At 55.8% G+C, this 12,710-nt stretch carries 18 protein-coding genes; all 18 read left to right on the forward strand.

Features of this window, described 5'->3' with window-relative positions:
• The first annotated feature begins 8 nt into the window (after positions 1 to 8).
• The 18 genes from F7Q90_RS10425 (at position 9) to F7Q90_RS10515 (ending at position 12,707) form a co-directional block, all read left to right on the forward strand.
• Positions 9 to 341, forward strand: a complete 333-nt coding sequence (locus F7Q90_RS10425) for a phage holin, lambda family (RefSeq protein WP_044242274.1) — start codon at positions 9 to 11, stop codon at positions 339 to 341.
• The gene (locus F7Q90_RS10430) at positions 338 to 952 is read left to right on the forward strand and encodes a glycoside hydrolase family 19 protein (protein ID WP_044242272.1); all 615 of its coding nucleotides are present in this window, start codon (positions 338 to 340) and stop codon (positions 950 to 952) included. Before F7Q90_RS10425 ends, F7Q90_RS10430 begins: the two co-directional genes overlap by 4 nt.
• 207 nt (positions 953 to 1,159) lie before the next feature.
• Positions 1,160 to 1,504, forward strand: coding sequence for an Rz1-like lysis system protein LysC (lysC, locus tag F7Q90_RS27165; protein WP_420919769.1), 345 nt, complete (start codon positions 1,160 to 1,162; stop codon positions 1,502 to 1,504).
• On the forward strand, positions 1,485 to 1,670 hold the full coding sequence (locus F7Q90_RS10445; RefSeq protein WP_006120181.1) for a hypothetical protein: 186 nt from the start codon (positions 1,485 to 1,487) through the stop codon (positions 1,668 to 1,670). The genes lysC and F7Q90_RS10445 overlap by 20 nt, the downstream gene beginning before the upstream one ends.
• 54 nt (positions 1,671 to 1,724) lie before the next feature.
• Complete coding sequence (locus tag F7Q90_RS10450) at positions 1,725 to 2,345, forward strand: putative metallopeptidase (protein WP_044242271.1); 621 nt, start codon at positions 1,725 to 1,727, stop codon at positions 2,343 to 2,345.
• Positions 2,346 to 2,376: 31 nt separating this feature from the next.
• A complete protein-coding gene (locus F7Q90_RS10455; protein ID WP_006120178.1) occupies positions 2,377 to 2,850 on the forward strand; it encodes a DUF2280 domain-containing protein in 474 nt (157 codons plus the stop codon).
• Positions 2,851 to 2,852: 2 nt separating this feature from the next.
• Entirely contained in the window at positions 2,853 to 4,475 is a 1,623-nt protein-coding gene (locus F7Q90_RS10460) for a hypothetical protein (RefSeq protein WP_006120177.1), read from the forward strand.
• Positions 4,475 to 5,944, forward strand: a complete 1,470-nt coding sequence (locus F7Q90_RS10465) for a DUF1073 domain-containing protein (RefSeq protein ID WP_006120176.1) — start codon at positions 4,475 to 4,477, stop codon at positions 5,942 to 5,944. Before F7Q90_RS10460 ends, F7Q90_RS10465 begins: the two co-directional genes overlap by 1 nt.
• A 13-nt stretch (positions 5,945 to 5,957) precedes the next feature.
• Positions 5,958 to 6,566: a phage head morphogenesis protein gene (locus F7Q90_RS10470; RefSeq protein ID WP_006120175.1), complete on the forward strand. Its 609-nt coding sequence runs from the start codon at positions 5,958 to 5,960 to the stop codon at positions 6,564 to 6,566.
• Between the two features lie 14 nt (positions 6,567 to 6,580).
• Positions 6,581 to 7,813 carry a DUF2213 domain-containing protein gene (locus tag F7Q90_RS10475; RefSeq protein WP_006120174.1) on the forward strand — a complete coding sequence of 411 codons (1,233 nt, stop codon included), beginning with the start codon at positions 6,581 to 6,583 and terminating at the stop codon, positions 7,811 to 7,813.
• A 4-nt stretch (positions 7,814 to 7,817) separates the two neighbouring features.
• Positions 7,818 to 8,321 carry a structural cement protein Gp24 gene (locus F7Q90_RS10480; RefSeq protein WP_006120173.1) on the forward strand — a complete coding sequence of 168 codons (504 nt, stop codon included), beginning with the start codon at positions 7,818 to 7,820 and terminating at the stop codon, positions 8,319 to 8,321.
• Between the two features lie 11 nt (positions 8,322 to 8,332).
• The gene (locus F7Q90_RS10485; protein WP_006120172.1) at positions 8,333 to 9,274 is read left to right on the forward strand and encodes a DUF2184 domain-containing protein; all 942 of its coding nucleotides are present in this window, start codon (positions 8,333 to 8,335) and stop codon (positions 9,272 to 9,274) included.
• 41 nt (positions 9,275 to 9,315) lie between these two features.
• On the forward strand, positions 9,316 to 9,705 hold the full coding sequence (locus F7Q90_RS10490; RefSeq protein WP_006120171.1) for an STY1053 family phage-associated protein: 390 nt from the start codon (positions 9,316 to 9,318) through the stop codon (positions 9,703 to 9,705).
• Positions 9,671 to 10,078 carry a DUF4054 domain-containing protein gene (locus F7Q90_RS10495; protein WP_001125673.1) on the forward strand — a complete coding sequence of 136 codons (408 nt, stop codon included), beginning with the start codon at positions 9,671 to 9,673 and terminating at the stop codon, positions 10,076 to 10,078. Before F7Q90_RS10490 ends, F7Q90_RS10495 begins: the two co-directional genes overlap by 35 nt.
• A complete protein-coding gene (locus F7Q90_RS10500; protein ID WP_044242261.1) occupies positions 10,075 to 10,629 on the forward strand; it encodes a hypothetical protein in 555 nt (184 codons plus the stop codon). Before F7Q90_RS10495 ends, F7Q90_RS10500 begins: the two co-directional genes overlap by 4 nt.
• Positions 10,616 to 11,005, forward strand: a complete 390-nt coding sequence (locus tag F7Q90_RS10505) for a hypothetical protein (protein ID WP_006120168.1) — start codon at positions 10,616 to 10,618, stop codon at positions 11,003 to 11,005. Before F7Q90_RS10500 ends, F7Q90_RS10505 begins: the two co-directional genes overlap by 14 nt.
• Positions 10,995 to 11,543 carry a phage neck terminator protein gene (locus F7Q90_RS10510; protein WP_420484922.1) on the forward strand — a complete coding sequence of 183 codons (549 nt, stop codon included), beginning with the start codon at positions 10,995 to 10,997 and terminating at the stop codon, positions 11,541 to 11,543. Before F7Q90_RS10505 ends, F7Q90_RS10510 begins: the two co-directional genes overlap by 11 nt.
• A gap of 3 nt (positions 11,544 to 11,546) precedes the next feature.
• On the forward strand, positions 11,547 to 12,707 hold the full coding sequence (locus tag F7Q90_RS10515; RefSeq protein WP_006120166.1) for a DUF3383 family protein: 1,161 nt from the start codon (positions 11,547 to 11,549) through the stop codon (positions 12,705 to 12,707).
• Positions 12,708 to 12,710: the final 3 nt, after the last annotated feature.

Raw genomic sequence — 12,710 nt, forward strand, 5'->3', positions numbered from 1 at the left:
GTGAACCTATGAATAGCACTCACGGGATTTTCGAACAAACAATGAAATGGATCGCGCTATATCTGCCGTCAGTTTACGCCGGGTTATGCGCTCTGGGCATCTCAGCGCTTATCGACATACGCGCAGGGAAGCCGAAACTCTACACCGCCACTGGCGCGCTAATCTGCGGCATATTCGCGCTGGCTGTTTCCGCATTGCTGGAATACCTAGGGTTGCCTGCTAATTCAGGGGCATTCGTTGGTGCGCTCGTCGGGTTTGTTGGGGCGGACAGACTTCGTGACATGGCGCTCGCTATCGTTGCCAGACGTGCCGGAGTCGGCAGCACTGAGGAAAATAAATGAATCAATCTCAATTTCAAATGGCGGCTGGTATCAGCGCCGGGTTAGCTGCGCGCTGGTTTCAGCCAGTGGATGCGGCGATGAAAGAATTCGGCATTACAGCGCCAGCGGATCAGGCCATGTTCATCGCTCAGGTAGGTCATGAGTCAGACGGCTTTAGCGCTGTAGTAGAAAATTTGAACTACACACCATCTGCGCTGGTGGCGACCTTCGGAAAGAGGATCACACAGCAGCAGGCTGATGCGCTTGGCAGAACAACCGAACACGCAGCCCGCCAGGATGCCATCGCCAATCTGGTGTATAGCAACCGCCTGGGTAACAAAGCGCCATGCGACGGCTGGAAATATCGCGGCAGAGGGTTAATTCAAATCACTGGCCTCGACAATTATCGCACCTGCGGGGCGGCGCTGAAGTTAGACCTCGTTACTTCACCTGAACAGCTCGAACAGGAACTTCAGGCAGCACGCTCTGCCGCCTGGTTCTTCACATCCAAAGGTTGCATGGCCTACGGTGCCGATATTACTCGTGTTACGCGCATCATTAACGGCGGCCTGAATGGCATTGATGACCGCAAGATCCGCTACAACAAAGCGCGGGCGGCGCTGCTGGTATGAAAATGAGTTATTGGGTGCTCATTGTGACGTTTATCGCCTGTATTGCAGGCGGTCTTGTCTGGTCAGCGGATCACTACCATGGAAAGTTTCTGGAGGAACAGCGTCGCGCTGACGATGCAGAACAGCGCGCTGATTCCTCTGAGACCATCACCGCGAATGTCCTGCGCACCGTAGCAATAACGAACATCATTCTGGAGACAAATCAACATGCCAAGCAGCAGATCGCACTGGAGTCACAGAGAGCCGAGAACGATATCAAGGCTGCTGTTGCGGATGATGATTGTGCTGTTCGTGTTGTGCCTTCTGGCGCAGTTAAGCGGCTGCACGACTACGCGGACGGTCTACGTGCCGGTTCCGGTAGTTCCGTTACCAGCCAGCCTGACGGATGAAACACCCCAGCCAGATTTACCCGACCCGTTTACGTGGGGAGCAAGCCTTAACCTGAATGTTGCGCTGCTGTCAGCGCTGGCGCAGTGCAACAGGGATAAGGCTGATATCAGGACATTCGAGAACAACAGGGCAGGACAAACCGATGGCACGATTAAACGTTGAAGTTATCCCACCAGACAGCGAGGCGCTGAACGGGATTTTTGCAGAGATTGAGCGCAAATATGCGCATCAGCCGCTGACGCCAAAAGTAATTGATGAAATGCAACGCGAAGCGACGCGCCTTGTACGGCGAATGATAACCACAAAGGTTACGTTCGTCCGGGACTGACATTACAGAAGCCCTTCACTGAGGGGCTTCGATAATGGAGCACTGGAATTATTCATGAACAGACCACATCCACCAGCGCATTTTACGATGCCACCTGACCCGAAGCCGTACATCAGCATAATGCCCGCCAATGACGTTGGCGAGTGGCTGAATCAGCACATCCTGAGCGATGAGGGCGACCTCTACAACCCTGACCACCAGCATTTGCTTGAAGCGGATCTGTGCTTTCTCTGGGCGTCGAACACTTTCGAGAAGAAAGGGCGTTCCGTGCTGGGGCAGGCGGAAGAAGTGGCAATGCGGGCTGGGGGATGGCAGAAAGCGCGGATGGAGCAGCAGATGTATGAATGGTTCGGCAGGGCGCCGCAGTTCATCATCACGTTGGCCGCCGATTACTGTTCGCAATGTTCCGATCTGGAATTCTGCGCGCTGATAGAGCACGAGCTTTACCACATCTGCCAGGCGACAGATGAATTTGGCGCGCCGAAGTTCACGCAGGAAGGGCAGCCAAAGCTGAAGCTGCGCGGCCACGATGTTGAAGAGTTTGTAGGCGTGGTTCGCCGTTACGGTGCGAGCCGGGACGTGCAGGAAATGATTGATGCGGCGAATCAGCCAGCGGAGGTTGCTCATCTCGATATTGCCAGAGCGTGCGGGACGTGCATGCTGCGACTGGCTTAAATACTGGACTGTATAAGACGAATGGTGATTTATGGCTGCATTAAAACCTGATGTGAAAGCCTTCATCATTCAGTCGCTTGCGTGCTATGACACGCCATCGCAGGTGGTCGAGGCTGTCCAAAAAGAATTCGGGATCAAGATCACCCGCCAGCAGGCTGAATCTCACGACCCCACGAAGGCCAGCGGTAAGACGCTCGCCAAAAAGTGGATCGCGATGTTCCACGCGACGCGCGAACGATTCCTGACCGAAACCAGCGACATTCCGATCGCGAACAAATCCTATCGCCTCCGCGTGCTTGACCGCATGGCAACCAAAACCGAGGGGATGAAAAACTTCTCCCTGACGGCGCAGCTTATCGAGCAGGCCGCGAAAGAGGTCGGCGACGCTTACACCAATAAGCTGAAGGTTGAGAGCACTGGCAAGGATGGCGGCCCGATAAAGACCGAGACGACCAACCTCACCGCAGATCAGGCCGCAGAGATTTACCGCAAGATGATGGGGTGATCATGCCTCTCCCGTTTGAATTCGATTTCAGGAACCCTGATTACCAGATGGTTTTTGAATGGCGGATGGAGCGCTTACAGCGCATTCGCCAGAACCCCGAAATGCTGCCAGCTCTTAAGCAGTTTTACCGCACCAACCCGGCCCAGTTCATTATCGACTGGGGCATGACGACAGACCCACGTAACATCGATTATGGCCTGCCGGTCACCATCCCTTTTCTGCTGTTCCCGAAACAGGAAGAGTGGATTCACTGGATCATGGAGCGGCGCGAAAAGCTGGAGAACGGCATCACCGAAAAGAGCCGCGAAATGGGGCTCAGCTGGACGGCGATCGGGCTGGCCTGCTCGCTCTGCTTGTTCAACAAAGAAATGGTTATCGGCTTCGGCTCCCGTAAAGAGGAATACGTCGACAGCACCGGTGACCCGAAGGCGCTGTTCTGGAAGGCGCGCAAGTTCGTGGAAACGCTGCCCGTTGAGTTTCGCGGTTCGTGGGACGAGAAGAAGCACGCGCCGTACATGCGCGTTGAGTTTCCAGATACTGGCGCGGTCATCAAAGGCGAGGCTGGCGACAATATCGGCCGTGGTGACCGTACCACGCTCTACCTGGTGGATGAGGCTGCATTCCTCCAGCGTCCTCTGCTGATCGACGCGGCGCTGTCGCAAACCACCCGCTGCCGTATCGACCTGAGTTCGGTTAACGGCATGGCGAACCCGTTCGCACAGAAGCGTCACGGCGGGAAAATACCGGTATTCACATTCCACTGGCGAAACGACCCGCGCAAGGATGAAGAGTGGTATCGCAGGGAATGCGAGAAAATCGACAATCCGGTGGTGGTGGCGCAGGAACTTGACCTGAACTACAGCGCATCAGCGGAAGGTGTCCTGATCCCGTCCGACTGGGTACAGGCTGCCGTCGACGCGCATATCAAACTGGGTATTCAGCCAACGGGCAAACGACTGGGCGCGATGGACGTCGCCGACGAAGGCCGGGACAAAAACGCCTTTTCGACCCGTCACGGCTTCCTGCTGGAGAACGTGCGGGAATGGTCCGGCGTGGGCAGCGACATTTACCAGTCCGTTGAGAAGGTCTTCGGCTTCTGCGAACAGGACAACCTCGAAGAGTTTCGATTCGACGAGGACGGCCTTGGTGCTGGTGTTCGCGGCGATGCGCGCGCTATTAACGAACTGCGTAACGCTGCGCGCCGACCATCAATACTCGCTACACCGTTTCGCGGTAGCGGCGCGGTATTTGATCCGGACGACGAAGCCGTGCGAGGGGACAACGGACAGGCCGCGCGCCTGAACAAGGACTTCTTCGCTAACGCCAAGGCCCAGAGCTGGTGGCGGCTACGCAAGCTTTTCCAGAACACCTATCGCGCCGTGGTTGAGGGCATGGCCTACAACCCGGACGAAATCATCTCAATCAGCAGCGCCATGGCGAGCAAAGACAAGCTCATCATCGAGCTTTCGCAGCCGACCTACTCCATTAACGGCGTGGGGAAAATCGTTGTTGATAAACAGCCTGATGGCACCAAGTCGCCGAACCTCGCTGACTCGGTGATGATCAGCTACGCGCCAATGAATTCAGCCCTGAACATCTGGGAGCTGCTAGGGAGACAGGCCTGATGGCACGAAACAAGCAAGCCTCTCAGCGAACGGCGCAGGCCACCGCTGATGGCTACGAAAACTTTGTCGCCCGCGTGGGGATGCAGACGCCTAACCAGCATTCAGCATCGACCTACCGGGCGAACTTCACCAGCCGCAACCGCATGCTGGTGGAATGGTCATATCGCGGTTCGTGGGTTATCGGCGAAGCGGTCGACGCTATCCCGGACGACATGACCCGCAAAGGCATCCGAATCACTTCGGAGATTGACGCAAAAGACCGTGGCACCCTCGAAGCGCAGCTGGATGAATTGCAGATCTGGGATGCGCTGAACGACGTGCTGAAATGGTCGCGTCTCTACGGCGGCGCGGTCGGATTCATCATGATTGAGGGGCAGGCACCAATGACTCCGCTGCGGCTCGAAACCATTGGCGAGGGCAAATTTAAGGGTATTCTCCCGCTCGACCGCTGGATGATTAACCCGGTCCTGACCCGCCGCATCAAAGAGATGGGGCCAGATCTCGGTAAGCCTGAGTTTTACGACGTGGTGACCACCGCAACGGGCATTCCGGCCTGGCGCATCCATCACAGCCGCCTGATTCGCTTCGACGGGGTGACGCTGCCATTCCAGCAGAAGATGACCGAAAACGAATGGGGAATGTCGGTTGTAGAGCGTATCTGGGATCGGCTCACTGCGTTCGACAGCGCTACTGTCGGCGCGGCGCAGCTGGTCTACAAAGCGCATCTGCGGACCTACAAAGTGGAAAAACTCCGTGAGCTTATTGCGCTGGGTGGCCAGGCATTCGAGGCGTTGCTGAAAAACATTGATCTGATCCGCCAGTTTCAGAGCAATGAAGGCATGACGCTGATGGATGCCAAGGATACCTTCGAAACCCACCAGTACAGCTTCAGTGGTCTGGATGACATTCTTTCGCAGTTCGCTGAGCAGATCAGCGGTGCCGTTGGTATCCCGCTGGTACGCCTGTTCGGTCAATCCCCGAAAGGCTTCTCTACTGGTGATGCAGACCTCGCCAACTATTACGACCGGGTGAGCTCATTGCAGGAGCGCCGCTTACGGCTGCCGATGCGCCGGATACTGGATATTATGCACCGCTCGGAACTCGGTAAGCCGCTGCCGGACGATTTCACGTTTGAGTTTAACCCGCTATGGCAAATGTCTGACGTTGACCGCTCAACGGTGGCCGTAAACACCACCAACGCGATCAGTACCGCGCTGGGCGACGGATTGATGACGCGTAAGGCGGCGATGACCGACCTGCGCGAAAACTCTGACGTCACCGGCATCGGGGCATCCATTACCGACGAGGACATAGAGAATGCCGAAGACGAAGCGCCGCCAGGCATCGGCGAACTTGGCGACAAACCGCCAGAGTCGCCAGGCGGAGATCCGATATCGAACGAGCCTACGGCAGATAGCGCGGGCGGTCGGGGATATCGTAAATGGGCGCTACGATGGTTCAAACGATAGCGTCACCGAAATAATGGATGCGCTGGAACGCTACAGCGAAATCATCACCCCCTGGGCGACTAAGGTAGCTGAGAACTTCACCGCAGACATAGCGCGCCAGAATGAAAAGCAGTGGCGTCAGCACAGCCGGAACATCAGCGCAGAGCTGCGCAACATGGTTGACCGCGCCCCGGTAGGCCAGGTGATGAAATCCATCGTCGCCGAGCAAATTAAGTACATCAAATCGCTGCCTCTTGAGGCCGCCGATCGGGTGTATGACATTCAGAACAAGGCCATCAAGGCCCTTGTGACTGGTGGCCGCGCTGAGCCATTCGCGAAAGAGATAGCTGCGTCCGGTGACGTGTCACGCTCACGAGCGAACCTTATCGCCCGTACCGAGCTTGGACGCGCAACCGGCGCGCTGGATCAGGCGCGTGCGCTGTCAATCGGCTCGAATGGTTATATCTGGCGTACAGCCGAAGATGGCGACGTCCGGCATTCTCATCGGGAGATGGAAGGTAAGTTTGTCGAATGGGGCCGACCTCCAACGCTTGACGGCATGACCGGTCACGCTGGCGAGCTACCGAACTGCCGATGTTACAAAGAGATCGTCTTCCCAAACCCTCATTCTTATCTCGCCTGAATTGCAGGTAATCCATGAAATATTTTTTCTATACCCGGCTGGGGGAAACCCGCTATCAGCTGGCTGACGGCTCGCTGCTGTGCAGAGATGTGCCGATAGGTCGAACGGGTAAGCAGCTCTACGGCGCTGCCGATCTGCCAAACCTCAAACCCGACAAGCTCGGTGAGATAGTCGTAACGCGCTCTCCTGAGCAGGTATTCCATCCGGCCACGCTCGCCTCATTCGAAGGGATGAGCATCACGATCCTGCATCCTGAAGATGAAAACGGGAATGTGCGGCTGGTAAATCCCGAGAACTGGAAAGAGCTTGCTGTCGGGCATCTTCAGAATGTGCGGCGCGGGACTGGTGATCAGTCTGATTTGATGCTGGCTGACCTTATCGTCAAAGACGAAAGCGCGATTCAGCTAATCGAAGATGGTCTGCGCGAAGTGTCGTGCGGCTATGACGCGGAATACGATCAGACCGAGCCAGGTAAAGCCGAGCAGGTCGATATTACCGGAAACCATGTGGCTCTTGTCCCCAAAGGCAGAGCCGGAAATCGTTGTGCAATTGGAGACAGAGACACAATGGCAAATCAAAAGAAAAGCTGGTGGACCCGCATGCGTACGGCCATCAAAACGGGTGACTCGGACACCATGAACGAATTGCTGGACTCTGCGCCAGCGGCGGTAACGGGCGATGAAGGGGAGCTGCCGAGCGGCGTTAACCTCAACATTAACCTTTCACCGCAACAACCGTTGCCGGACAAAAAGCCGGAAATGGGCGGAGAGCCAACCGGCGACGGCGAGGACGATATCAAAACCTTGCTTAAAGCCCTGCTGGCTAAGCTGGAAGGAAATGCGACGGGCGATAACGACAATAAGCCTGACGATAAAGATAAAAAAGATCCGACCGGCGACGGCGAGGACGACGAAGAGGAAACCACGATTACCGGTGACTCTGCCTATCGTGCCGAAGTTATCGTCCCGGGTATCGATCTGAGCCGTAAGGTGAAACCGACCGCGTTCAAACGTGATGTGCTGGCTGCCGCTGACAAAACACTGGTTCGCCAGGTTGTCGGTGATGCTGATATCCGCAAATTGCCTAAGCAATCGGTCGATATGGCATTTAACGCTGTGTCTGAGATTGCCAAAGGGCGAAACACCCGCAGCACCACGGGCGATGCACAACGCCCAAATATGGGCATGACCAGCATTGCTTCCCTGAACAAACAAAACGCCGACTTCTGGTCTAACCGCAAAGGATAATCCAATGACTGCATATTTGTACCGGATGCCTGTTGGCATTGCCGGGGCTATCTCTCGCCCGCAGGACTTAACCGTCGAACCGGTGATCCTTAAATCCGCTAACGCCTTCGCTGCTTACGGTCTGGCTGGCAAATACGACGCTGACGGCTTTTTCGTGCCGCTGGCGGACGGTGACACCGCCGACAAGGTGAAGGGTATCTACGTTCGTCCGTATCCGACCACATCGCAGCCCGACATGGTTCGCCAGGTGGGAACGGATAAGAACTTCCCGGGCGACGCCATGAAACGTGGCTACATGACCGTTAACCTCGGATCTGGCTTCGATGCCAGTACCATCAAAAAAGGCGCGCCTGTCTACGTGGTTGTTTCGCTCGATTCAACCATTGACGTGCCGCTGGGCGGCTTTATGTCCACGTCCGTCAGTGGCAAAAACGTGGCGCTGACCAACGCCGAATTCACAGGGGCCGGTGACGCTAACGGCAATGCAGAAATCTCCTGGAAGATTTAAGGAACAGACGAATGATTACTTTTGATCAGGCAACCGTTGATGGCTCTGGTGCCTTTCTCATCGGGGAGCTGGAGCGACTCGACCAGACGCTGAACCTGCCGCTGGTGGGTTACACCTGGACCCGAGATATCCAGCTGCGTGAAGACGTCTCTATCGCAGATGACATTTCCAGCTGGACTAACACCAGCTTTGGCGCTGCGGGTACTGGCGCAAATCCGAACGGTAAAAACTGGGTAGGCAAAGATTCCACTGCAATCGCAGGCGTGAATGTTGATATCGGTAAAGACGGTAATCCGCTGAACCTCTGGGGCATGGAACTGGGCTGGACCGTTGTAGAGCTGGCAGCAGCTCAGCAGGTAGGTCGCCCGATTGATACCCAGAAGTACGACGGTATGCAGCTCAAATGGCAGATGGATAACGACGAGCAGGTTTACATCGGTGATGACGCGCTAGGCCTGAAAGGTCTGGCAAACCTCGTCGGTGTGACGCTGAACAACGCGCCGAAGACCTGGGCGAACTCCACTAACGACGAGATCCTCGATAGCGTGAACAGCATTCTTTCGAATGCCTGGGTCGCATCCGGCTATTCCGTCGTGCCTTCTGATCTGCGCATTCCACCAGAGCAGTATTCACTGCTGGCGAGCCGTAAGGTTTCCGAAGCGGGTAACCAGTCACTGCTGACCTATCTGGCCGTGAACACTATCGCTTTCCACCAGAATGGCGTTCCGCTGGAAATCAAAGCGGTCAAATGGCTGAAAGCGCGCGGGGTTGGCGGTAAAGACCGAATGGTCGCTTACACCAACGACAAGAAATACGTGCGTTATCCGCTGGTGCCGTTGCAGAGCGTGCCTGTCCAGTATCGCGGTCTGTACCAGATTGCGACCTACTACGGCAAGCTCGGTGCGGTTGAGCCCGTGTACAAAGAAACCCTGTCCTACGTGGACGGTATCTGATAACCAGAACGGCCCCGAAAGGGGCCAGAAGGAAAATGAAAATGGCGAAAGAAAAGCTGGTTACCATCCATGTCCACACCCCGTTTACGCTGACGCTCGGCGATCAGTCGAAACAGGAGTTTGGCCGGGGACGTCATAACGTGCCGGAAGAGGTCGCGTCGCACTGGTTTACCCAGGCGCACTCTGAGCTTTCCGAAAGCGTGATTAGCGACACCGATGATCTGCAACCCATTATCGACAGTCTGCAAGCGCAGATTGCCGACAAAGATAAGCAGATTGTCGATAAAGATCAGCTGATTGCCGATCTGAAAGAAGCGCTGCTCAAGCTGCAAGAGCAGAACGACAGCCTGCAAGCGCAGATTGCTGCCGCCCAGACTGGCGGTAATGGGGCGAAAGATGCCAAAGAATCAAAGCCTGCCAACAGTAAGTGATTTTCGGCGCGACTTCCCGCAGTTTGCTGACCCGGCAAAATATCCCGACGTCCAAATCGAGTTCCGTCTGAATCTTGCCGATGAACTGCTGAGCGAAAACGTCACCGGCAAAAAGTTGTTTCCGTACTTTGCCGAGTTGTTCGTGGCTCACTACATGACGCTATGGGCGGCAGATAGCCGGGCAATGCTGGTTGGCGGCCCGGGCGGTTCCACCAATGGTGTTCAATCCTCTAAGTCCGTTGACAAGGTAAGCGTCAGCTATGACACCAGCGCGACGCTAAACCCTGACGCAGGCTTCTGGAATAACACCCGATATGGCGCTGAATTTTATCAGTTGATCACGATGTTCGGCGCGGGCGGTCGCCAGCTATGAGTTTCAAAAGCGGTGTAACAACGAGGGTGGATAACGCTCAGGCCATTCTGGATGCGCTCAGGTCGCTAACCAAAAAGGATGTGCTGGTCGGCATTCCTGAAGAAGACAGCGAGCGTGAGGATGTTCCGTTTGGTAATGCCGGGATCGGTTACGTCAACGAATACGGATCACCAGCGCAAAACATACCCCCACGCCCGCACCTGCTCCCCGGCGTTAAATCCGTAGAGGAACAGACGGTGCCGCAGCTCAAAGCAGCGGCGCAGGCTGCGCTTGATGGTAATGCGGCGGGTGCGGAAAGAGCGCTCAATCGTGCTGGCACATTGGCAGCAAGAGGTGTGAAAAATTACATCAAAGCTGCCGATTTTACTCCGCTTGCGGATAGCACTGTTGAAGCTCGTGCGCGCCGTGGCCGTAAAGGTGCGAAGGCGGAACTTGCGAGAAGGGCTGCCGGTGAATCTCCTGGCACCGCTTTGGCTAAGCCTCTTTACGATACTGGCAAATATCTCGCCGCGATAACCCATGTAGTGAGGGATAAAGATGCCGAATCTTGATGTAACAGACGTGCTTTTTGACCCCGATTTTTGCGACTTCAATCTGTGGGTAACGCGTCGCGCGCAAACGGTAGACGATGACGGGATCGGCAGTGACAGCGAAGTTAAAACGCAGTTTGCCGGGGTTGTTACCGTTGACCGCTCTCTGGAAAACCGCCGCATGCAGGCCGGGCAGGTTATAAGCGGGGCGATTTTAATAGTGACGACTGAGCGACTCACGCAGGGGCAGACTGGCCGTGATGCCGATATCGTGACGTATCAGAACCGTGATTATCGTGTGACATTCGTCGACCCGTACACGGCTTACGGTGCTGGCTTTGTCCAGGCACATTGTGAATTACTGCCGTTTGATGGGGGAACTCCCGTTGAGCAATAACACCAGCACAGAGCGCGGCTGGCTGACACCCACCAGCGGCGACCCGGATTATGACGAAGCGCTCGACAGGCTGTTAAGCCAGTGGATGCGCAACGTTTCCGGCTTGCCTGCTGGGATGGTTCGCCCGCGCTGGCAGAAAGATCAGCCGCCACTGCTACCCGTTGAAACGAACTGGTGCGCGTTCGGCGTTACCGGGTGGCCCATTGATAACAGTCCTGCATTCACCAATCAGACCGACGAGGGCGCTCAGCTCTGGCGGCATGAAACGTTCGAGTGCATGGCGTCGTTCTATGGCCCGGCTGGTATGTCTTATGCGTCCCGCTTTCGCGATGGCATATCTGTCCCACAAAACAATGCTGAGTTGAACGCGCTTGGTTTGTCCCTGGGCGACTATACCGGTCTGACCCCTTTCCCCGAACTTATCAACCAGCAATGGGTTCGCCGCTACGACATGACGGTGCGCCTGCGCCGGAAGGTTGTGCGTGAGTACGGCATTAAATCGCTGGTGGAAGCGCCAGTCACCTTTTTTGGAGAATAAACTATGACGCAGGGCTTACCTGTATCCAACGTTGTAAACGTTGATGTGATCATCTCGCCGAAAGCGGCTACTGGTCGTAACTTCGGCGCGCTGCTGATCCTCGGTTCTTCCACTGTCATTCCGGTGCAGGAGCGCGTTCGCCTTTATGCGTCCGTTGAGGACATTGGCGAGGACTTCGGAGTCGACAGCCCGGAATATGAAGCGGCGCAGGTTTTCTTCAGCCAGTCGCCGAAGCCGACGCAGGTTTATGTTGGCCGCTGGGCGAAGACGCTGACATCTTCCGAAGGTGGAAGCGTGGAAACCATTGTGCAAGCTGTTAATGCCTGCCTGCAATATACCAACTGGTATGGGCTGGTTGTCGCTGATGATGTTGTCGCAGGTGGCGATGTGCTTGATGCTGATGACGTGATTGAGGTTGCCAAGCTTATCGAGGCGTCAAGCCTTAGCCGTATCTTTGGTGTGACCTCTGGTGACGCTGAGATTATCAGCACGACTTCGACGACCGATGTTGCATCGAAATTAAAGGCTGGCAAGTATGCCCGTACCTTTATTCAGTATTCCACCAGCAGCCCTTACGCGGCGGTTTCTGCTTTCGGTCGCGCTTTTACTGTCAATTTCAACGGCAGCAATACCACCATTACCCTGAAATTCAAACAGGAACCGAGCGTAACCTACGAAACGCTGACGGTAGGCCAGGCGGCGGCTGTGGATGCGAAGAATGCGAACGTGTTCGTGTACTACGCCAACGACACGGCGATCCTGCAACAGGGTGTCATGGCAAACGGTGACTTCTTCGACGAGCGCCACGGGCTCGACTGGTTGCAGAACTACGTTCAGACCAACCTCTATAACCTGCTTTACACCAGCACCACCAAAATTCCGCAGACTGATGCCGGTGTGACCCGTCTGCTTTCCAACGTTGAACAGTCCATGGATCAGTCCGTCACGAACGGTCTGGTAGCGGCTGGCGTGTGGAATGGTGGCCCTATCGGACAACTGAATTCCGGCGATACGCTGACCAAAGGCTATTACGTCTATGCGCAGCCGCTGGTGCAACAGGCGCAGGCCGACCGCGAAGCGCGCAAAGCACCGTTAATTCAGGTGGCCTGTAAGCTGGCTGGCGCAGTTCATTATGCCGATGTGCAGATCAACGTGGTTCGCTAAGGA

The sequence above is a fragment of the Pantoea stewartii subsp. stewartii genome (assembly GCF_008801695.1).
GTDB lineage: Bacteria > Pseudomonadota > Gammaproteobacteria > Enterobacterales > Enterobacteriaceae > Pantoea > Pantoea stewartii.